The organism is Psychrobacter pulmonis (assembly GCF_904846465.1).
In the GTDB taxonomy this organism is placed as follows: Bacteria; Pseudomonadota; Gammaproteobacteria; order Pseudomonadales; family Moraxellaceae; genus Psychrobacter; species Psychrobacter faecalis.
In genome coordinates this window covers 85,297-104,813 of the sequence record NZ_CAJHAT010000007.1, presented here as the reverse complement: position 1 = coordinate 104,813, position 19,517 = coordinate 85,297, and the positions used below count along the sequence as shown (strand labels likewise).

Annotated in this window: 24 protein-coding genes, 1 tRNA gene and 1 pseudogene; 6 read left to right on the top strand and 20 right to left on the bottom strand. The window is 44.6% G+C overall.

Features of this window, described 5'->3' with window-relative positions:
• Nucleotides 1-2 precede the first annotated feature (2 nt).
• From rpsN to JMX70_RS11470, 20 genes and pseudogenes are all read right to left on the bottom strand, one after another.
• Nucleotides 3-308 carry a 30S ribosomal protein S14 gene (gene rpsN, locus JMX70_RS11565; protein ID WP_068408462.1) on the bottom strand — a complete coding sequence of 102 codons (306 nt, stop codon included), beginning with the start codon at nt 306-308 and terminating at the stop codon, nt 3-5.
• A 12-nt stretch (nt 309-320) separates the two neighbouring features.
• Nucleotides 321-857, bottom strand: a complete 537-nt coding sequence (gene rplE / locus JMX70_RS11560; RefSeq protein ID WP_068408463.1) for a 50S ribosomal protein L5 — start codon at nt 855-857, stop codon at nt 321-323.
• A gap of 21 nt (nt 858-878) precedes the next feature.
• Entirely contained in the window at nt 879-1,196 is a 318-nt protein-coding gene (gene rplX / locus JMX70_RS11555; RefSeq protein ID WP_068408465.1) for a 50S ribosomal protein L24, read from the bottom strand.
• 8 nt (nt 1,197-1,204) lie between these two features.
• Entirely contained in the window at nt 1,205-1,573 is a 369-nt protein-coding gene (gene rplN, locus JMX70_RS11550; protein ID WP_010196702.1) for a 50S ribosomal protein L14, read from the bottom strand.
• Between the two features lie 181 nt (nt 1,574-1,754).
• Nucleotides 1,755-2,027 (bottom strand): 30S ribosomal protein S17, encoded by a 273-nt coding sequence (rpsQ, locus tag JMX70_RS11545; protein ID WP_068408467.1) that lies wholly within the window; start codon nt 2,025-2,027, stop codon nt 1,755-1,757.
• Nucleotides 2,024-2,221, bottom strand: a complete 198-nt coding sequence (gene rpmC, locus JMX70_RS11540) for a 50S ribosomal protein L29 (RefSeq protein WP_068408469.1) — start codon at nt 2,219-2,221, stop codon at nt 2,024-2,026. The genes rpsQ and rpmC overlap by 4 nt, the downstream gene beginning before the upstream one ends.
• Nucleotides 2,221-2,634 carry a 50S ribosomal protein L16 gene (gene rplP / locus JMX70_RS11535; protein WP_068034608.1) on the bottom strand — a complete coding sequence of 138 codons (414 nt, stop codon included), beginning with the start codon at nt 2,632-2,634 and terminating at the stop codon, nt 2,221-2,223. Before rplP ends, rpmC begins: the two co-directional genes overlap by 1 nt.
• Nucleotides 2,532-3,366: pseudogene (gene rpsC, locus JMX70_RS11530) on the bottom strand (30S ribosomal protein S3). Before rpsC ends, rplP begins: the two are co-directional and overlap by 103 nt.
• A 3-nt stretch (nt 3,367-3,369) precedes the next feature.
• Complete coding sequence (rplV, locus tag JMX70_RS11525) at nt 3,370-3,699, bottom strand: 50S ribosomal protein L22 (protein ID WP_068408473.1); 330 nt, start codon at nt 3,697-3,699, stop codon at nt 3,370-3,372.
• A 10-nt stretch (nt 3,700-3,709) separates the two neighbouring features.
• Nucleotides 3,710-3,985: a 30S ribosomal protein S19 gene (gene rpsS, locus JMX70_RS11520; protein WP_010196682.1), complete on the bottom strand. Its 276-nt coding sequence runs from the start codon at nt 3,983-3,985 to the stop codon at nt 3,710-3,712.
• A 12-nt stretch (nt 3,986-3,997) separates the two neighbouring features.
• Nucleotides 3,998-4,825 carry a 50S ribosomal protein L2 gene (rplB, locus tag JMX70_RS11515; RefSeq protein WP_068408475.1) on the bottom strand — a complete coding sequence of 276 codons (828 nt, stop codon included), beginning with the start codon at nt 4,823-4,825 and terminating at the stop codon, nt 3,998-4,000.
• Nucleotides 4,826-4,836: 11 nt separating this feature from the next.
• Nucleotides 4,837-5,187 (bottom strand): 50S ribosomal protein L23, encoded by a 351-nt coding sequence (rplW, locus tag JMX70_RS11510; RefSeq protein ID WP_068408477.1) that lies wholly within the window; start codon nt 5,185-5,187, stop codon nt 4,837-4,839.
• A complete protein-coding gene (gene rplD, locus JMX70_RS11505; RefSeq protein WP_068408479.1) occupies nt 5,184-5,786 on the bottom strand; it encodes a 50S ribosomal protein L4 in 603 nt (200 codons plus the stop codon). Before rplD ends, rplW begins: the two co-directional genes overlap by 4 nt.
• Before the next feature lie 14 nt (nt 5,787-5,800).
• Entirely contained in the window at nt 5,801-6,439 is a 639-nt protein-coding gene (gene rplC, locus JMX70_RS11500; protein ID WP_068408481.1) for a 50S ribosomal protein L3, read from the bottom strand.
• Between the two features lie 47 nt (nt 6,440-6,486).
• The gene (rpsJ, locus tag JMX70_RS11495) at nt 6,487-6,798 is read right to left on the bottom strand and encodes a 30S ribosomal protein S10 (RefSeq protein ID WP_010196670.1); all 312 of its coding nucleotides are present in this window, start codon (nt 6,796-6,798) and stop codon (nt 6,487-6,489) included.
• Nucleotides 6,799-7,226: 428 nt separating this feature from the next.
• Nucleotides 7,227-8,819 (bottom strand): Rne/Rng family ribonuclease, encoded by a 1,593-nt coding sequence (locus JMX70_RS11490; protein WP_201592269.1) that lies wholly within the window; start codon nt 8,817-8,819, stop codon nt 7,227-7,229.
• A 226-nt stretch (nt 8,820-9,045) separates the two neighbouring features.
• A complete protein-coding gene (locus tag JMX70_RS11485; protein WP_201592268.1) occupies nt 9,046-9,732 on the bottom strand; it encodes a Maf family protein in 687 nt (228 codons plus the stop codon).
• Nucleotides 9,733-9,797: 65 nt separating this feature from the next.
• A complete protein-coding gene (mreD, locus tag JMX70_RS11480; RefSeq protein ID WP_102077547.1) occupies nt 9,798-10,283 on the bottom strand; it encodes a rod shape-determining protein MreD in 486 nt (161 codons plus the stop codon).
• Nucleotides 10,284-10,485: 202 nt separating this feature from the next.
• On the bottom strand, nt 10,486-11,346 hold the full coding sequence (mreC, locus tag JMX70_RS11475; RefSeq protein ID WP_201592267.1) for a rod shape-determining protein MreC: 861 nt from the start codon (nt 11,344-11,346) through the stop codon (nt 10,486-10,488).
• 243 nt (nt 11,347-11,589) lie between these two features.
• Complete coding sequence (locus JMX70_RS11470) at nt 11,590-12,627, bottom strand: rod shape-determining protein (protein ID WP_414706782.1); 1,038 nt, start codon at nt 12,625-12,627, stop codon at nt 11,590-11,592.
• 691 nt (nt 12,628-13,318) lie between these two features.
• Here JMX70_RS11470 and gatC point away from each other — a divergent pair.
• From gatC to JMX70_RS11440, 6 genes are all read left to right on the top strand, one after another.
• Nucleotides 13,319-13,633, top strand: coding sequence for an Asp-tRNA(Asn)/Glu-tRNA(Gln) amidotransferase subunit GatC (gene gatC / locus JMX70_RS11465; protein ID WP_201592264.1), 315 nt, complete (start codon nt 13,319-13,321; stop codon nt 13,631-13,633).
• 68 nt (nt 13,634-13,701) lie between these two features.
• Nucleotides 13,702-15,204 carry an Asp-tRNA(Asn)/Glu-tRNA(Gln) amidotransferase subunit GatA gene (gatA, locus tag JMX70_RS11460; protein ID WP_144297883.1) on the top strand — a complete coding sequence of 501 codons (1,503 nt, stop codon included), beginning with the start codon at nt 13,702-13,704 and terminating at the stop codon, nt 15,202-15,204.
• The gene (gene gatB / locus JMX70_RS11455; protein ID WP_201592258.1) at nt 15,204-16,730 is read left to right on the top strand and encodes an Asp-tRNA(Asn)/Glu-tRNA(Gln) amidotransferase subunit GatB; all 1,527 of its coding nucleotides are present in this window, start codon (nt 15,204-15,206) and stop codon (nt 16,728-16,730) included. The genes gatA and gatB overlap by 1 nt, the downstream gene beginning before the upstream one ends.
• A gap of 114 nt (nt 16,731-16,844) precedes the next feature.
• A tRNA-Pro gene (locus JMX70_RS11450) sits at nt 16,845-16,921 on the top strand.
• 163 nt (nt 16,922-17,084) lie between these two features.
• Entirely contained in the window at nt 17,085-18,326 is a 1,242-nt protein-coding gene (locus JMX70_RS11445; RefSeq protein ID WP_201592255.1) for a tyrosine-type recombinase/integrase, read from the top strand.
• Nucleotides 18,327-18,446: 120 nt separating this feature from the next.
• Nucleotides 18,447-19,451, top strand: coding sequence for a hypothetical protein (locus JMX70_RS11440; RefSeq protein ID WP_201592242.1), 1,005 nt, complete (start codon nt 18,447-18,449; stop codon nt 19,449-19,451).
• Nucleotides 19,452-19,517: the final 66 nt, after the last annotated feature.

The window sequence follows — 19,517 nt, the reverse complement described above, 5'->3', positions numbered from 1 at the left end:
CCTTACCAGCTTGCTTTACGAACACCAGGCACATCGCCTTGCATGACACGCTCACGCAGCATATTGCGTGATAAGCCAAACTTGCGGAAGTAACCGTGAGGACGACCAGTGATAGCACAACGGTTGCGTAGACGTACTGGTGATGCGTTGCGTGGTAGGGCTTGTAGCTCTAGCATCGCTTCCATACGCTCTTCGTCTGATGCGTTGATATCACTGATAGTTTCTTTTAGCTTAATACGCTTTTCAGCATATTTAGCAACCATTTTTTCGCGTTTTAATTCGCGGTTAATCATGCTCTTCTTTGCCATAACGTCTTTACCTTATTTAAATGGGAAGCCGAATGCTTTAAGCAACGCACGACCTTCTTCATCATTACCAGCTGACGTGGTGATGGTCACATCCATACCGCGGATACGATCAATCTTGTCAAAGTCTACTTCTGGGAATACGATTTGTTCTTTGATACCCAATGAGTAGTTACCACGTCCGTCAAAGGCTTTAGGTGAAAAACCGCGGAAATCACGAATACGAGGAATTGCAATGGCAATGAGACGATCTAAAAATTCGTACATTTGCTCACCGCGCAGCGTTACTTTACAGCCAATTGGCCATTCTTCACGAATTTTAAAGCCAGCAACTGATTTGCGCGCTTTGGTGACGACAGGTTTTTGACCAGCGATAGCGGTCATGTCAGCTACAGCACCTTCAAGCAATTTTTTGTCTTGAGACGCGCCGCCTACACCCATATTAAGCGTGATTTTAGTGATTTTAGGCACTTGCATCACGTTCGCCAAACCAAGCTCTTCTTTGATTTGTTGCTTTAATTCTTCGTTATATAAAGATTTTAATCTTGCCATTACCATTACACCCTTAGTGTCTTACGCAGTCGCCACTACTTCACCGTTCGAACGATAGACGCGTTGTTTCTTGCCGTCTTCACCGAACTGATAAGTAATACGATCAGCTTTTTGGGTTTGCGCATTTAAAATTGCGACATTTGAGATATGCAAAAAAGCTTCTTGCTTAACGATGCCACCTTCAGTACCAGTTGCCTGATTTGGCTTCTGATGTTTGGTGACAATGTTGATGCCTTCAACTTTAATACGATCGTTTTTTACAGCTTGTACAGTACCTTGCTTGCCTTTGTCTTTCCCAGCAATCACGATAACTGTATCGCCTTTACGTAATTTTGACATGGATTACCTCACAATACTTCTGGTGCTAGTGATACAATTTTCATAAACTGATCACCACGTAGTTCACGAGTTACCGGTCCAAAAATACGAGTTGCTATCGGTGCTTTGTTTTGGTTCAACAATACCGCAGCATTGTCATCAAAACGCAGAACTGAACCATCAGGACGACGAACGCCTTTTTTGGTACGTACAACTACAGCATTCATCACGTCGCCTTTTTTAACACGACCACGCGGAATGGCTTCTTTAACCGTTACTTTAATAATGTCGCCAACTGATGCATAACGACGATGAGAGCCACCCAGTACTTTAATGCACTGAACTCGTCTTGCACCGCTATTGTCTGCAACTTCCAGCATCGATTCAACCTGAATCATAGCGTTACTCCACACGTATGAGCAATAAAAACCAGTTGCTGCCGCTAGCACAGAATGAGTAGTCGGCATTTTAATATTAATAACCGCTGCTACTCTTAATGTGAGTGATATACGCTCGGCGCAATCAGCATCCTTAAAAAGGCGGCTATTTTAACAGCTTCTGGCTTTTAATGCAATTTACTTAGATTTTTTCTACTTTTTCAACCACTTCAACCAAAGTCCAAGACTTGGTTTTTGAGATTGGACGCGTTTCTTTGATGCGGACAAGGTCGCCTTGTTGACAAACGTTATCTTCATCATGAGCTTTGATTTTTGTAGAACGACGAAGCTGTTTGCCATACAAAGGATGACGAACCAGACGCTCAATCAAAACTGTGATGGATTTGTCCATCTTGTCGCTGACAACTCGTCCTGTCAATACGCTAGCATTAGCTGTTTGATTGTTATCGCTCATGAGTCGCCTCGTTGTTTCTCGTTAATCAAAGTCTGAATCTGAGCAATCGTGCGACGATTGCTTCTGACTTCATGGGTGTTACCCAACTGACCCGTTGCTTTAGCCATACGAATACGGAAAGCATCAAGTTGCTTTTCATCAAGTAACTGAGTCAGTTCTTCTAATGATTTATCACGTAATTCACTGATCTTCATTACATTATCGTCCGCTTAACAATGGTAGTTTTAAAGGGCAGTTTTGCTGCAGCAAGCGTTAACGCTTCGCGAGCAAGTTCTTCTGAAACCCCTTCGAGTTCATATAGCACTTTACCAGGTTTGATTTCGCATACCCAATACTCGACTGGACCTTTACCTTTACCCATACGTACTTCTAGTGGTTTGTTGGTAATAGGTTTGTCTGGGAATACACGAATCCAAATCTTACCGCCACGCTTGATTTTACGAGTGATGGTACGACGTGCTGCTTCAATTTGACGGGCAGTCATACGACCACGAGTCAACGATTTTAGACCAATTTGTCCGAATGCAACGGTGCTTCCACGGTGAGCAAGACCTGTGTTACGACCTTTGTGCATTTTACGAAACTTGGTACGTTTTGGCTGTAACATAGTTTAACCTCTGTCTGTGTTTCGACGGTTTCCGTTTCCACGACCACGGCGTTTTGGCGCACGAGTCTGCTCTTCTTTGACGGGATTATATACGCTGTTCATACCGTCAAGGATTTCGCCACGGAAAATCCAAACTTTTACACCGATAGTGCCGTATGTGGTTTCTGCACGAATTGACGCGTAGTCAATATCAGCGCGGAGTGTATGCAATGGCACACGACCTTCACGGTACCATTCAGTACGAGCAATCTCAGCACCGCCAAGACGGCCAGACAGCTCAACTTTAATACCTTTAGCACCAGAACGCATGCTGTTCTGTACGGCGCGTTTCATCGCACGACGGAACATAACACGGCGCTCAAGCTGGCTGCCGATACCGTCTGCTACCAAACGTGCATCAAGATCAGGTGATGTGATTTCTTCAATGTTGACCTGAGCAGGTACGCCCATAATTTTGGTCAATTCTTTTTGAAGTCTTTCGATATCTTCGCCTTTTTTACCGATAACAATACCAGGACGCGCAGTGGCGATGGTAATCTTAGCAGCACCAGTAGGACGCTCAATCATAATGTTGCTGATCATAGCGTTGTCTAGTTTTTTGCGTAGATACTCACGAACTTGAATGTCGTTGATGAGGTATTCTGAGTATTGTTTAGGGTTAGCATACCAGTTTGCGTTATGCTTTTTGACAACACCAAGACGAATTCCGATTGGATGTACTTTTTGACCCATAACTTATTCTCCTACCTTTATAGTGATGTGACAAGTACGCTTACTGATACGATCAGCGCGACCTTTAGCACGTGGTAGGATACGTTTTAGCGTAATGCCTTCATCAACGTAGATGGTTGATACTTTAAGAGTATCGATATCTAAACCGTTGTTGTGTTCGGCATTGGCGATGGCTGAGTCAAGACATTTCTTAACGAAAACAGCGCCTTTTTTATTACTATACGTTAGGATATCCAAAGCACGCTCGATAGATTTGCCACGAACTTCATCAGCAACGAGTCTAACTTTTTGTGCCGATATGGCGGCACCGCGTAATTTTGCAGTTACTTCCATGGTAAGCACCTTATCTCTTAGCTTTCTTGTCAATGCCATGACCACGATATGTACGAGTCGGGGCAAATTCACCTAGTTTATGACCAACCATCTGCTCGCTTACGATAACCGGTACGTGAGTACGGCCGTTGTGAACAGATAAGGTTAGGCCAACCATTTGTGGCAAAATCATCGAGCGGCGCGACCAAGTTTTAATTGGTTTGCGTGAGTTGGTGTCTAATGCATTCTCAACTTTAGCAAATAAGTGCGCGTCTATGAATGGACCTTTTTTCAATGAACGAGGCATGAAATTCTTCCTTTATTTCTTCTTGGCGCGGCGGCGGATGATCATACTGTCAGTACGCTTATTATGACGCGTTTTAAGTCCTTTAGACTTCTGACCCCAAGGGCTGGTTGGATGGCGACCTTTGTTACGACCTTCACCACCACCGTGTGGGTGATCAACCGGGTTCATAGCGACACCACGAACAGAAGGACGAACACCGCGCCAACGTGAAGCACCGGCTTTACCAAGTGATTTCAAGTTATTTTCAGTGTTAGAAACTTCACCAATAACAGCACGGCAATTCACGTGTACGCGGCGAGTTTCACCTGAGCGTAGACGTAGAATAGCATAAATACCGTCACGACCTAGTAGCTGAACGCTGGCACCCGCAGAACGAGCTAGCTGTGCACCTTTACCGATTTTAAGTTCGATATTGTGTATCACAGTACCCAATGGGATGTTTTTCAGTGGTAAGCAGTTACCTGGACGGATTGGAGAGTTCTCTCCTGACATGACGGTATCGCCAACTGCTTGTTTTTTAGCAGCAATGATATAGCGACGTTCGCCGTCAGCGTACTTAAGTAAAGCAATGTGTGCAGTACGGTTAGGATCGTATTCGATACGCTCAACCACAGCTGGGATATTGTCTTTAGTACGTTTAAAATCGATAATACGATAATGCTGCTTATGACCACCACCAACGTGACGAGTCGTGATGCGACCATTATTGTTACGACCACCTGACTTACTTTTTGATTCGAGAAGCGCTGCAAAAGGACGACCTTTGTAAAGGTGTGGATGCACCACTTTTTCAACAAAACGACGGCCTGGTGATGTTGGCTTTGCTTTTACGATAGGCATGAGTGTAATCCTTATTCGTTGTTCGCTGTTTCACTAGTAGAAGCAGTCGTGTTTGCGACTTCTTCACCAGCATCAGCCATTTGTACATCTTGACCAGCTTTTAAGGTAACGTAGGCTTTTTTATAGTCATTACGACGGCCGATATTTTTACCAAAACGCTTTGTCTTACCTTTAACATTCAAAGTGTTTACTTTTAAAACTTCAACGCCTTCGAACATCATCTCAACCGCTTTTTTGACTTCAAGCTTAGTAGCATTAGAGTCAACTTTAAATACCTGTACACCAAGTGAGTCGCCAAGCATTTGAGATTTTTCTGAGAATACAGGCCCTCTTAAGACCTGATAAAGTCTTGCGTTATTCATGCTAGTGCTTCCTCAAATTGTTTCGCAGCTTCAACTGACATGATTACTTTATCAAAAGCAATCAAGCTCACTGGATCCACTTCGTTTGTACCAAGTACATTGACGTGTGGGATGTTGCGCGCAGCTAAGTATAGATTTTCGTCAACTTCTTTGGTGACGATGAGTGCACGAGGTGCGCCCAAATCATTTAACTTTGCAATCAGCTCTTTGGTCTTAGGACCAGAAACGCTTAGCTCTTCAACCAAAATCAAACGCTCTTGGCGAATCAATTCGGCTAGGATGCACTGCATCGCACCGCGATACATTTTGCGGTTAACTTTCTGTGACCAATCTTGTGGTTTGGCTGCGAATGCACGACCACCTGAACGCCAGATTGGGCTACGAATAGAACCTGCACGAGCGCGACCAGTACCTTTTTGGCGCCATGGCTTGATGCCACCACCAGAAACTTCGGCACGGGTTTTCTGAGCGCGTGTACCTTGACGAGCACCAGCAAGATATGCGGTGACGACCTGATGCACTAATGCTTCGTTGAATTCACGACCGAAAGCCGTATCAGAAAGCTCAACTGCCGCCCCTGTAACTGTTTTTAAATCCACGTTAATCCCCTTGCTTAGGCTTTGACTGACGGACGTACGATGACATCGCCACCGGTGGCACCTGGGATAGCACCCTTGATGACAAGTAACCCTTTTTCAACATCAACCGATATCACTTCTAGGCCCTGAACGGTAACGCGTTTGTTACCCATTTGACCTGGCATTTTTTTGCCTTTGAAGACTTTACCTGGTGACTGGTTTTGACCAGTTGAACCAAGGACACGGTGAGACACTGAGTTACCATGAGTGGCATCTTGCATGCTAAAGTTGTGACGCTTTACGCCGCCTTGAAAGCCTTTACCTTTACTCTGTCCTGTGACATCTACAATCTGACCTTGTTCGAACAAGTCAGCTAGGATCTCACCACCAATTTCACGACCTTCAAGATCGCTGTCATTGGCACGAAATTCCCATACACCACGGCCAGCTGCAACGCCAGCTTTAGCGAAGTGACCTTTCTGTGCAGCAGTTACGCGGCTGTCACGACGAGTACCTGTGGTAACTTGAATGGCTTGATAGCCATCTACATCAGTATTTTTTACTTGAGTAATGCGGTTAGCATGGACCTCAACCACTGTAACAGGAATAGATTCGCCTGCTTCAGTGAAGATACGGGTCATGCCGCATTTTTTACCGACTAAACCGATCGCCATTTTAGACCTCTTTATATCTTATATTAATGGGTTGGGTGTGTTTTGCATTAACCCAAAGCAATTTGAACGTCAACACCCGCCGCTAAGTCTAACTTCATTAGCGCATCCACAGTTTTGTCGGTAGGCTGAACGATATCAACCATACGCTTGTGAGTACGGATTTCGTACTGGTCACGAGCGTCTTTATTAACGTGTGGTGAGGTTAGAACGTTGAAGCGCTCAATGCGAGTCGGCAACGGTACAGGACCACAAACTTGCGCACCGGTGCGCTTTGCAGTATCAACGATCTCTTGTGCAGATTGATCAATCAGACGATGATCAAAAGACTTAAGACGGATACGGATTCTCTGGTTAGCCATGCCAGCAAGCTCCTAATATGTGCTTTTGTCATTCTTGCTTTGCAAAGATATGAGCAAAAGCCGTTTGGTTAAATATTCACTTTAAGCGGCCTTCTGTTCTTAACCAGAATGAGTTCGTTACCGGAACTTATAGCGTGCCAAAAGCAAAATAGTTTAAAGCCCCGCCGACCCTTCCATTATAGGATGTCAGCAAAGGCATAATGAAATAGTGCTAGAAACGATGCTCTAGCTGTCATAGCGCCAGCTGTTTAATTGGCTGCGCATATATAATTCAGTGGTGTGTATTATACATAGTATTTCGCTCATTGCAAGAGTAATATCGGCGGTGTTTTGAGATATCCCCCTTTATAAACAAGCGTTTTTATCAATAATTTTCTTATCAAAACCTCAATTAAGATATTTTATAATGGTATAAATTTACTCTATCATTAATCTAAAACGATGTCATATTGCTCTTGGGTATAGAGATTTTCGACCTCAAAGGTAATCACTCTACCTAATAGATACTCTAAATCTGCGACGGTGTCTGATTCGGTGGTCAATAGTAAGTCAATGACGGCAGCATGGGCAACCACAGTGAATTTCTTGGGCGAGTTATAAGTTCGCGCACAGCGCATAATCTCGCGAAATATCTCAAAGCAAACGGTTTCGGCCGTTTTAACAAAGCCGCGACCCTGACAGGTTGAGCAAGGTTCACATAGCTGCTGTCCAAGCGACTCACGGGTACGTTTACGCGTCATTTCAACCAGCCCAAGCTCACTGACTTGGGTAATTTTGGTTTTGGCGTAGTCTTGCGCTAGCTGCGCTTGCAGGCTCTCTAAAATATCGTCTTTATGCTGCTGCTCAAGCATATCAATAAAATCTAAGATAATAATGCCGCCAAGGTTTCTTAGGCGTAATTGCCGTGCAATAGCGTGGGTGGCCTCTAAATTGGTTTTATAAACGGTATCTTCTAACGAGCGCCCACCGACAAAAGAGCCAGTATTGACATCGATGGTGGTCATGGCTTCGGTTTGATCGATAATCAGATAACCGCCAGACTTTAAATCGACACGACGTTTTAGGGCATCACGCAAATCATCCTCGACACGGTGGACGTCAAACAAGGACGGCTCGGCAGTATAATGCACAATACGGTCGTAGATGAAAGGCACAAACTCTTTGGCAAAGTAACGGACTTGCTCATAGATTTGCGCGTTATCAATCACCACTTTTTCGGTATCGGCATGCACCAAGTCACGAATGGAGCGCAGCGGCAGTGATAATTCTTGATAAATAAGCTCAGAGCTTTGATTTGGTTTTGTCTCTTGGCGACGGGCGCAAATGGTGCGCCAGAGCTGCAATAGATAGTAAATATCTTCTTCGAGTTTATTAACCGGTACGCGCTCAGCGGCGGTACGCGCAATCAGTCCACCTTTGAGATTGACCGTTTGCATCAGGCTCGCCAGTTCAGTCTTAAGACGAGAACGTTCTTCTTCGCCATCAATACGCTGCGAGATACCGATATGATCGCTCGATGGCAGATAGACCAAGTAACGTGATGGCAGCGATATATTGGTGGTTAAACGCGCGCCCTTGCTACCGAGCTGGTCTTTGGTCACTTGCACTAAGATGCGTTGGCCTTCGTGCAGCCGATGCTGGATAAGAGATTTTGTAACGGCTACAACCTCAGTACTGTGCGCACTGACCACAGGTGGCGTTACCGCCAAATCATCAGCGGTAGCTTCGATAACAGGACGTTCGTTATCAGTATTTTCTGAGGTCTTACTTTTGCTCTCGCTGACAGGACGCGGTTCGCGCTGCATATCATTGACATGTAAAAACGCGGTGCGTGACTGGCCGATGTCGACAAAAGCCGCTTGCATACCAGGAAGCACGCGTACTACCGTGCCCAAATAAATATTGCCGACCAAGCCCAGTTTATGATGACGCTCGATATAAATCTCGCCCAACACCCCGTTATCTAACACGGCGACGCGCGATTCCATGGGACTAATATTAATCAGCAGCTCTTCGGACATAATATTTTCTCTTAGCACTCAGCTTTCTTGTGAAGCGTTCATCGTTTGGTAGCCTCACAGTGTACCAAATGCACCTTGGGTTTGCCCATTATCCTAGCGTGTCATTATGTGCAAATGATTGAGTGATAGCCATTTGCCATCTCATGTAAGACCAACCATTTAATTATCCTACATCAAATACGCGCTACTCTCACCTACCTGTTTACTCAGCTTATTTGCTCAATGCTTAGGCTCTATCGTTGGCGCTGATAGCCGTGATATTTTTAATCAACGCCACAGTTTGTGCCAGCGGTAAACCAACCACATTGGTATAGCTGCCATTAATGCGGCTTACCCAGGCCGCGCCCAAACCCTGAATACCGTAACCACCGGCTTTATCAGCAGGCTCGCCGCTGTCCCAATAGTTTTCCATCATCTCTTCGGTTAAAGGAATAAAGGTGACATCGGTGCGCTCAGTGATTTGTTGTTGATTCACGATTTGAAATGCTCTGCCGGAGGTTGGAGAGCTTGAAGACTTAGCAGATAACAATACTTGAGTTGCTTGCACTGCTGTCCATACTTGGTGGGTGTCATCAGACATCTGTTGCCACATGCGGTAAGCGTCTGCTCGGCTGTTGGGCTTGACCAATACCGTTTTGCCATCGGCTAAGACGCCAATGGTATCAGCGGTTAAAATAATTAGAGATGCAGATAAATCAGTTTGCCTGTCGTTTAACTTTTTATTTAGCTTTTTATTCAATTGCTCTAGCGCCGCTTCTGCTTTGCTAGCAACCATACGTTCAATATAATCTTTAGGAGATTCATTCACACGCGGCGTTTCATCAATATCGACGCTCATGACCGTAAAGTCGAGTTGCGCTCTGGTTAGCAGCTCATGACGACGCGGCGAGCCAGACGCTAAAATGAGATTCATTGTGATAACTCTTATTTTATAAATTTATGGTTTTTCAGCTTTATGAAACAAATAAATGTAAAAAGCTAGCGGGCAAATCTTCGTAATGCTAATAACACTAATGGCCAGCTGATGATACTCATAAGCAACGATAGGGCAGATTGCGCGACAAAGGTATTTTGGATAAAGAGTTGCAATATCCATAAGCTGACTTGGAAAACAACCAATCCTAGGCTTGCAATAAGCCAAGCGCTAATGGTATTAAGCTGTCTGATATAAATACTGGTGATTTTTATGACCATTGCGACCATAACGGCGGCGAACGCTTGCTGACCTAAGTGAGTATCCATTAATAAATCGGCGATAATACCAATAGCAAAGGCGCTGAAAATCCCGACATAGCGCGGCTGAAACAGTAACCAAAAAATCAGCACCATCACCATCACCATCGGACGCAGTGCAGCCATACTTGGGCTTAAAGGATAGACGCTCAGCGATGAGGCAATAATAAAACTCAGTATAATCAAGGCCGGGAGTACGCCAGTTGCATCATCAAAATCCGCGTATGCCATGAATACTTACCTTTAGCGAGAGTTTAGCAGCTATTTAATCGTTCAGTTAATATTGAAAAGAGTAGCAGCGCTAGTTGACCAAACAATTTTGAATACTATTTATCTTATCTGTCTATCCAGACGTCTATGTAAATGCCTGTGAAAATGTCTATGCTATCAATAATGACGCGCAATGTGGGCTTATTAGTAAGCTGACAAGCCCTTAGTTTTCTTTAATACCGGCATTTCTTCTATTAACCAGTTTATCTTGCAGCACCAACACATAAGCATTATCGATAAAGTTTGCCGCTGGCGTGACTTCAATACTTCTAAAGTTATCTTCTTGCGTGTCTTCGACATGGGCGATACGACCAACGCGGTAGCCCGCCGGAATACGTCCGCCCAAGCCTGATGACACCAGCTCATCACCGACACGCACATCTGAGGTTTTAAAGACGTAGTTAAGGCGTAATGAGGTCGGTATGCCCTCGCCAGTGACGATAGCCCGCTGTCCGGTACGTTTGACGGTCACAGCAACCGATTGCTGCTCATCGGTAATCAGCAATAAGCGACTGGTATTAGGATAGACATTAATAATCTGACCTAAAATGCCCACTTCATCGATGACCGTTTGACCGACTTGCACGCCATCTTGCTCGCCTTTATTAAGTACCACAATTTGCCTGAGCAGATTGGTATCCGTTCCAATCACTTGCGCGAGGTTTAAATCAAATTGCTCAGGGCGCGTGGTCGATAAGATACCTTGCAAACGCGCGTTCTGTGCCAAGACATAATCCTGCTGCTGCAGCTTGGCTTGGGCATGGATGAGTTGCGACTTTAGCTGCATGTTTTCACGGCGTAGCGCTTCTTTCGACTGCAAGCTGCCGCTCGACCAGTGTTTTGCATAACTTGGTAATAACGACAGCTCATAAATAGGCTGCATGGCGGCATGGGTGGTCGAGCGTATCGGCTTAAACCATTCTGGATTTTTGCTATCAAACCACATCAATACCAGCGCCACTATCAATACGATAGCAGTCTTACGAAGCGCGAGCGGCTGACGAGCAAAAATACTTGGAATCATAATTGGTCTAATCTAGAGGTTTTAAGGTGAGCAACAGTTGCGATGCGCCATAAGAGCAACAAATATCAGCATATAGCGTCAGTTCAAAATAATGTCGACACGTTAATAACCACGCGTGACTTATCGTACTTTTATTGCATTTTGGTATGGCTAAATGTCATTAAAGGCAACCTTATTGGCTACCTTTAATAGGAAAAAACAAATAGAATCAAACAATTTTTATAGCGCTTTAATATTCACAACTTAAACAAAAATCATATTTAGGCTTTTGTTGTTGATAAAATCAAGCGCAATACCGCCGCCACGGCTGACACAAGTTAATGGCTCTTCAGCGACCGTCACAGGCAGACCGGTTTCTTTAGAGATAAGCTTGTCTAAATCACGCAGCAATGCACCGCCGCCCGTTAAGACAATACCGCGCTCAGCGATGTCTGATGACAGCTCAGGTGGCGTCTGTTCAAGTGCTGCTTTTACCGCGCTCACAATGCCACTTAATGGGTCGCTTAAAGCTTTTTGTACTTCTTCTGAATTGACCGTAAAGGTCTTTGGCACGCCTTCTGCCATGCTGCGACCGCGAACTTCAACTTCTAATTGGCTGTCTTCATTTAATGCCGAACCCACCTCTTGCTTGATACGCTCAGCAGTGGTTTCACCAATCACGCAGCCATGCGTACGGCGCACATGAGTAATAATCGCTTCATCAAACATATCGCCGCCGATACGAATAGACTCGGCATAGACGCAGCCTGACAGCGCGATAACAGCAATCTCAGTCGTGCCACCACCGATATCAACGACCATTGAACCACTGGCTTCATGCACGGGCATACCCGCACCGATTGCGGCGGCCATAGGTTCTTCTAGCAACAATACTTTGCTCGCGCCAGCCGACGATACCGCTTCACGAATCGCTTTACGCTCAACCAACGTCGATTTGCATGGCACACAAACCACCACGTTGGGCTGCGCCATAAAACGCTTGGCTTTTACTTTAGTGATAAAATGCTTGAGCATTTTTTGTGTCACTTCAAAGTCTGCAATCACGCCATCTTTTAATGGGCGAATAGCCGTGATGTTGGCAGGCGTACGACCTAGCATCTGTTTGGCATCAATACCAACGGCGGCGACGGTAGGGTTTTGGGTACGATTACTACGTAGCGCGACCACTGTAGGCTCGTCGAGCACCACCCCTTTACCAGGAATAAAGATAAGGGTGTTCGCAGTACCGAGGTCGATTGCGATATTATTTGATAAAAATCCAAACGGGTTCATGGCTAATATATCCAGCGTATTACAAATGAGGCGAATGAGGCGAACGAAATTGACTGAGGGTTACTCGTCAGTGTTGAGCAGGTCGTCGTAAGACATGACCGATGGCGCGAGTTTATCATCGCAGCAAGTCAAACCGAAGCAATAATGATGAAATGAAAAAACTGAGCTAAATTATACCGATTTAGCTCAAAAAAAACACAGAAATTTGCATCAGTACGCTAGGATTTTGCCGTTAAACGCGAAAAGATGTTACAAAGTTTGAAATGACAGAGCAGAGCATGCCATTTAATGAAACATCATTTAATTCAAACACTAACAAGGCGCGATCACCAAGTATTATTGCTGCGGCGGGTTTTGCTAAGTCATTTAAAGGCATTTAAAGGCATTTACTTAACGTTTCGCTGAGCAGTGGCTGCATACTGTAACGTATTTCTGAACGCAATGCTGAGCAATTGACAATCAATCCATAACTATTCGGTCAATTTTGTAACGCTCTTATTTGAGTAAAGTTAGTAAAGATACAGCAGCAATCGATGCCCTGCTCTGTAATCTTCGGTGAGATGCTTTATAATAAAGGCACTCTTTATAAAATACTCAGGTAGATCGTTTATTTGCGTGTATTTTAAACATTATTACTTTATTTAGTTATTACCTATTTTTATCTCTACTCTAATAAAAACCATCCTTCACTGGAGAAACTATGTCACAGCAAACCCTCGCCGCTGAAAACAATGTCAGCCGCCAAGAAATCTTAGAAGTTGCCCGCCTTGCACGCCTCGGTGTTGATGAAGACACCGCCAGCAGCTACGCCGACGATATCAGCGATGTATTAAAATTGATGCAAACGCTTGGCAGTGTCGATACCACGGGTATTAAACCTCTATCAAACATTCATGAAGTTTGCCAAGATTTGCGCGCCGATGTCGCCAAACACGATATCAATCGCGAGCGCAATCAATCGGTCGCGCCTGCCGTAGAAGCAGGTTTATACCTTGTGCCACAAGTGATTGAATAATTGCCCCAATAATTTTTACCGTATTTCACTTTATTTAATGTTATTCACATTTTGACGGACGACACCTTATGTCTGAACTTCACCTTTTAAGTACCCAGCAGCTGATTACGGGCTTGCAAGACAAGCAATTTAGCAGTGCAGAATTAACTGAGCACTATATCAAGCGTATCGACGCGCTCGACAGTAAGATCAACAGCTTTATCACCCACACCTCCGAAACCGCGCGCGCGCAAGCACAAGCCGCTGATGAGATGCGTGCCCAAGGTGACAAGCGTCCCCTGCTTGGTGTGCCAATGGCGCATAAAGATATCTTTTGTACCCAAGGTGTCTTAACGACTTGTGGCTCAAAAATGCTGCATAACTTTGTGTCACCTTATGATGCCACTGTCGTCACCAATATCAATAAAGCCGGCATGATTAGCCTTGGTAAGCTCAATATGGATGAGTTTGCGATGGGCTCGGATAATGAGAGCTCGCATTATGGCGCGGTACACAATCCTTGGAATCTTGAGCGCGTCCCAGGTGGCTCATCAGGTGGTAGTGCCGCTGCCGTTGCCGCAGGGTTTGTTCCGGTTGCTACTGCCAGCGATACTGGTGGTTCTATCCGTCAGCCTGCTTCATTTTGTGGTTTAACCGGTATCAAACCAACTTATGGTCGTATCTCGCGCTTTGGTATGATTGCTTATGCGTCAAGCCTTGACCAAGCGGGTAGCATGGGCCGCAGTGCTATGGACTGTGCGTATCTGCTACAACCGATGATTGGTCACGACCCACGCGATGCCACTTCTATCAAGCATGATATGCCAGATTACGTGCAAGACTTAAATGATGCCGTCACAACTGCTGGCGACAACGCCAAGCCATTAGAAGGCTTACGTATTGGCGTGGCAAAAGAGTACTTTACCAAAGGCTTAGATGCTGAGGTTGAGCAAGCGGTACGTGCAGCGCTAAAACAATACGAAGCGCTTGGTGCGACGATTGTAGAGGTCAACATCACTGACCCTGAAATTACCCTTGCGACTTATTATATGCTCGCCCCTGCTGAAGCATCATCGAACCTATCACGTTTTGATGGTGTGCGTTTTGGCTATCGCTGTGACAACCCAACCGACCTGCTCGATTTATATACGCGCTCACGCTCAGAAGGCTTTGGCCCTGAAGTACAACGTCGTATTTTGACCGGTACTTATGCGCTATCCGCGGGTTACTTTGACGCCTATTACACTAAGGCTCAAAAAGTACGCCGACTCATCGTACAAGACTTTGAAGACGCTTTTAACAATTGTGATGTCATCGCCAGTCCAACCGCGCCGACCGCAGCTTATAAACTTGCTGAAGACCTTGATCCTGCAACCATGTATTTGGGTGACGTATATACCATTGGTGTTAACTTAGCGGGTTTACCTGCGCTTAGTCAGCCGGTTGGGTTAACCACAAACGGTTTGCCTATTGGTTTGCAATTGATTGGTCAATATTGGCAAGAAAGCAAACTGCTCTCTACCGCCCATCTATTCCAGCAGCATACCGACCACCATTTACAACACTCTACCATCGCGAAGGAGACGGTATAATGAACACAGCAACTACTACTGATAATGCCGCTCAGCAAGAAATTGTCCGCAAAGAGCTGTTCGTCGATGGCTATGAAGTGGTCATCGGGATTGAGATTCATTGCCAGCTCAATACTGAAAGTAAAATATTCTCCAGCGCGCCGACTGACTTTGGTCACGAACCAAATACCCAAGCCAGTATCGTTGATTTAGGACTGCCTGGCGTATTGCCTGTATTGAATACGGGCGTGGTCGATCGTGCCTTAAAATTTGGCATTGGCGTCAATGCTGAGCTGGGCTTATTTAATACCTTTGACCGTAAAAACTACTTCTATCCAGATTTGCCTAAAGGCTATCAAATCACCCAAATGGCCAACCCTATCGTTGGCAAAGGTTATATTGACGTGGTGGTCAATGAAGGCGAGAAAAACGAATATCCGAAACGTATGGGTATCACCCGCGCGCACCTAGAAGAAGATGCGGGTAAATCCGTACACGATGCCGTCGATGGTATGACAGGCGTTGACCTTAACCGCGCAGGTACGCCACTTATCGAAATCGTCTCTGAGCCTGATATGCGCTCAGCTGCCGAAGCGATTGCTTACATCAAAGCCATTCACCAGCTGGTCACATGGCTTGGTATCTCAGATGCGATTATGGCAGAAGGCTCATTCCGCTGCGACTGTAACGTCTCTGTGCGTAAACCGGGCGCAGATTTGGGAACACGTACGGAGTTGAAAAACCTCAACTCATTCCGCTTTATCGAACGCGCCATCAATCGTGAAATCGAGCGTCAAATCGACATCATCGAGGACGGCGGTAAAGTTATCCAAGCGACGATGCTATACGATCCTGAGCGTGATGAAACCCGCACCATGCGTACCAAAGAAGACGCCAACGACTATCGCTATTTTCCTGACCCTGACTTATTGCCAGTGCGTATCGAGCAGCATACGGTCGATGCCATCAAGGCTGCGATGCCCGAATTGCCTGTTGCTCGCCGTGCACGCTTTGAAGAAGCGCTTGGACTATCAGAATACGACGCTCGCATCTTGACCGGTAGCCGTACGCTCGCCGATTATTTTGAAAATGTCGTCGCTGAGGTCGGGCAACAAGACGCCAAAATGGCAGCTAACTGGGTCATGGGCGATCTACTCGGTGCTCTTAATAAAGATGATAAAGACATCGCCGACTCGCCCATCAGCGCCAAACAATTGGCTGGCATGCTGGCACGTATCAAAGATGACACTTTATCGGGCAAATTAGCTAAAAAAGTCTTTAGTGCGCTTTATGAGCGCGAAGGCGGCGATGCTGATGACGCTGCTGATAAAATCATCGAAGAAAAAGGGCTTAAGCAAGAAACCGATACGGGCGCAATTAAAGCCATCGTTGAAGACGTTATTGCCAAAAACCAAGCGATGGTCGACGAGTATCGCGGCGGTAAAGAAAAAGCCTTTAACGGTTTGGTTGGGCAAGTGATGAAAGCCAGCCGCGGCAGTGCCAACCCGCAACAAGTCAACCAAATCCTAAAAGAATTACTAGGTTAAGGTTGAATAACTATGTATGCAACTGACTGTGATAAGTAAAATGCCATTGTAGATTTTGACTAAAATAAATAGCCCTTGCAATATGCATAATTTTGCGTAAAATAGTCAGTCATTCGGGGCGTAGCGCAGTCTGGTAGCGCACTACACTGGGGGTGTAGTGGTCGCAGGTTCAAATCCTGCCGTTCCGACCAAACATAGATTTAGGGTAGACCGTCATTGACCGTCTACCCTTTATTTTGGGCGTTTTTCAGGTTTTCACTACCTTGTAGGTGTATGGCGTCCTATATAGAATGTTGGTATTATTGTTGGTATCGAGCAGTACCAACATGGACAATACCAACAAAGGATAACCCCATGCCCCTAACCCATACAGGTATTAACAAGCTACAGCCTAGCCAAACCGCGATTGATACAAAACGACCTGATAAACACAGCGATGGTAACGGGCTGCAATTATGGGTGAGATACACGGGCGTGAAGTCATGGATTAGCGCCTACCGCTGGCAAGGCAAACAGCAAACCCTCACTATTGGCACTTATCCAGTAATGAGCCTCCAAAATGCACGCCAGCGCAATATTGAGATCAAACGCTTAATAGCTGATGGTGTGAACCCTAAAGACGATAAGAAAAAGACACAAGCAGACAATGACGGTTCAAGGGCGTTCGATACCATAGCCCAGCGCTGGCATGATGACCGTAAGGCACACATTGCCGATACCACCTATAGCCGTGATTACTCACAGTACCAGCGCGATATTAAGCCCGTCATTGGTCACATGAACATAGAGGACATAACCGCGCCTGATGTTTTGGCTATTGGTAAATCTATCGAAGCACGGGGCGCTAGTGACATGGCAAGGCGTGCAATGCGTCAAACGGGGCAAATCTTTAAGCAAGCCATACGTGAGGGCTTAACAAACATCAATCCAGCCAACGACCTAACCGAAGCCTTAAAACCGCGTAAGGTGAAGCACCATAGCCGTATCACCAGCCAGCAATTACCAAAGCTACTACAAGATATTAACGCCTATGAGGGTGATCTATTGGTGAAGCTAGGCTTATGGTTTATGTGCTACACGTTTGTAAGAACGCAAGAATTACGCTTTATGGAATGGAGCGAGATAGACTACAAAGCTAAGATATGGCGCATACCAGCCGACAAGATGAAAATGGATAGACCGCACCTAGTACCGTTAGCACCGCAAACAATGGCAATTTTAAAGCAGATTAAAGAGCTAGGTTTTTCGGATCAATACGTTTTCTTTAATACCTCAACCCGTAAGCCATACAGTACAAACGCTTTTATTACTGCCCTATGGCGTATGGGCTATAAAGGTAGAATGACGGGGCACGGTTTCCGTGGACTTGCCAGCACTACCCTACACGAACAGGAATACATGCACGAAGCGATAGAGCTACAGCTGGCACATGAGAAAGAGAACAAAATCAGCAAAGCCTATAACGGGGCGCAGCATTTGCCCTACAGAACCAAGATGATGCACGAATGGGCAATTTTTATTGATAATGCCTATGCTGGCAAGTTGGATAACGTCATACATACCAGTTTTAAACAACAAGCACAAAAGCATGGCTAACGTCATGCTATAACGACCATGCAAGGCTAGGATTAATTACCCGAACGACAGCTATTTACACACCTTTAAGCTGTCACTGCCTTGCACCTATTTTATTAAAGGGTGTGAAAGGTGTGAGCTATGGACACAGGCAGTGCTATTAGTGTTTACGAACATTTTTTATATATTGATGAAAGTCTTAAGCTTTCAGTTGATCACTATCCTGATATTGACTCAATGGAGGATGATATTGAGTTTACGTATTATGATTTCGTCTTCAAGGATTATCTACCTATTAGGATGATGTTGAGTGAAAGTAATATTACTAATCTTGACGCTCACTACATATTAAAAAAGTTTGTTGAAACATTGATTAACTCTAATAGTGAACGTTCGAAAAGTAGACTCTTAAAACCTTTCACTTACAACGATTATTTACGTCTTGCAGATGAAGAAGAAGAAAAGATAGAGGGTCATCTTTCATACCTAATAGACCTTACTACTAATATTATTGAACATCCTCAACATTTATTTGAGTTCATAGCTGAGTTTGGTACTTTCAATACCAAACCAAAATATCCACAATACCCTTATAAACACATAGAAAACCATGGAAAAATACCATATATCCTTGCCTCTTATATAAGTCATTTACCGTTCAAAATTTACTCTCATAAAGTTAACTATGCTACTACTTTCACAAGCTATCAAGAAGTTATCGAATGGCAGAATAGTTTTTATAAATTTTTAGCAGACAATAAAGCTTTAGATATATTTCTAGGGTTAAAAGATTTAGCACAAAATTTTATAAGTCGTATTCAAACCCTTGATGAAATAAATATTGATTTAGGCTTTGATTTTTATCAAATGCAGAAAGAGTTGAGCTTTAGAAATAACAAACTAGCATTCATTGATTCTAGTCAAGAAAATATAGCACCTGAACTGATAGTTGCTCACCATGTCTGGAACTATATTTATTTAGAAGATAATGATTTAAACCAAAATCTATCTCATTCCTCAAAAGTTCCTCTAGTCTTGAAGCGTTTTCAAAATTTGCCTAAAGACAAAAGGTTTATAGATAGAATTACAGCTATTACCACACCTAAAGAGCAGAAAAACTATAACTGGAGTGATTTTTTTAAATAGTAATTTATCTGACTTATATTCCATGCTGACAAGGTGACACCTCAACGTGTCACCCTCATTTAAACC

What these genes read in the sequence shown, in the direction of transcription:
- rplN (WP_010196702.1), bottom strand. Translation starts at nt 1,573, where the DNA reads ATGATTCAGGTTGAATCGATGCTGGAAGTTGCAGACAATAGCGGTGCA.
- rplB (WP_068408475.1), bottom strand. Translation starts at nt 4,825, where the DNA reads ATGCCTATCGTAAAAGCAAAGCCAACATCACCAGGCCGTCGTTTTGTT.
- rpmC (WP_068408469.1), bottom strand. Translation starts at nt 2,221, where the DNA reads ATGAAGATCAGTGAATTACGTGATAAATCATTAGAAGAACTGACTCAG.
- JMX70_RS11440 (WP_201592242.1), top strand. Translation starts at nt 18,447, where the DNA reads ATGGACACAGGCAGTGCTATTAGTGTTTACGAACATTTTTTATATATT.
- rpsJ (WP_010196670.1), bottom strand. Translation starts at nt 6,798, where the DNA reads ATGGCTAACCAGAGAATCCGTATCCGTCTTAAGTCTTTTGATCATCGT.
- JMX70_RS11490 (WP_201592269.1), bottom strand. Translation starts at nt 8,819, where the DNA reads ATGTCCGAAGAGCTGCTGATTAATATTAGTCCCATGGAATCGCGCGTC.
- rplV (WP_068408473.1), bottom strand. Translation starts at nt 3,699, where the DNA reads ATGGAAGTAACTGCAAAATTACGCGGTGCCGCCATATCGGCACAAAAA.
- rpsQ (WP_068408467.1), bottom strand. Translation starts at nt 2,027, where the DNA reads ATGAGCGATAACAATCAAACAGCTAATGCTAGCGTATTGACAGGACGA.
- rplE (WP_068408463.1), bottom strand. Translation starts at nt 857, where the DNA reads ATGGCAAGATTAAAATCTTTATATAACGAAGAATTAAAGCAACAAATC.
- gatC (WP_201592264.1), top strand. Translation starts at nt 13,319, where the DNA reads ATGTCACAGCAAACCCTCGCCGCTGAAAACAATGTCAGCCGCCAAGAA.
- rplP (WP_068034608.1), bottom strand. Translation starts at nt 2,634, where the DNA reads ATGTTACAGCCAAAACGTACCAAGTTTCGTAAAATGCACAAAGGTCGT.
- rpsN (WP_068408462.1), bottom strand. Translation starts at nt 308, where the DNA reads ATGGCAAAGAAGAGCATGATTAACCGCGAATTAAAACGCGAAAAAATG.
- rplW (WP_068408477.1), bottom strand. Translation starts at nt 5,187, where the DNA reads ATGAATAACGCAAGACTTTATCAGGTCTTAAGAGGGCCTGTATTCTCA.
- rplX (WP_068408465.1), bottom strand. Translation starts at nt 1,196, where the DNA reads ATGTCAAAATTACGTAAAGGCGATACAGTTATCGTGATTGCTGGGAAA.
- gatB (WP_201592258.1), top strand. Translation starts at nt 15,204, where the DNA reads ATGAACACAGCAACTACTACTGATAATGCCGCTCAGCAAGAAATTGTC.
- JMX70_RS11445 (WP_201592255.1), top strand. Translation starts at nt 17,085, where the DNA reads ATGCCCCTAACCCATACAGGTATTAACAAGCTACAGCCTAGCCAAACC.
- JMX70_RS11485 (WP_201592268.1), bottom strand. Translation starts at nt 9,732, where the DNA reads ATGAATCTCATTTTAGCGTCTGGCTCGCCGCGTCGTCATGAGCTGCTA.
- rpsS (WP_010196682.1), bottom strand. Translation starts at nt 3,985, where the DNA reads ATGCCTCGTTCATTGAAAAAAGGTCCATTCATAGACGCGCACTTATTT.
- mreC (WP_201592267.1), bottom strand. Translation starts at nt 11,346, where the DNA reads ATGATTCCAAGTATTTTTGCTCGTCAGCCGCTCGCGCTTCGTAAGACT.
- mreD (WP_102077547.1), bottom strand. Translation starts at nt 10,283, where the DNA reads ATGGCATACGCGGATTTTGATGATGCAACTGGCGTACTCCCGGCCTTG.
- gatA (WP_144297883.1), top strand. Translation starts at nt 13,702, where the DNA reads ATGTCTGAACTTCACCTTTTAAGTACCCAGCAGCTGATTACGGGCTTG.
- rplC (WP_068408481.1), bottom strand. Translation starts at nt 6,439, where the DNA reads ATGGCGATCGGTTTAGTCGGTAAAAAATGCGGCATGACCCGTATCTTC.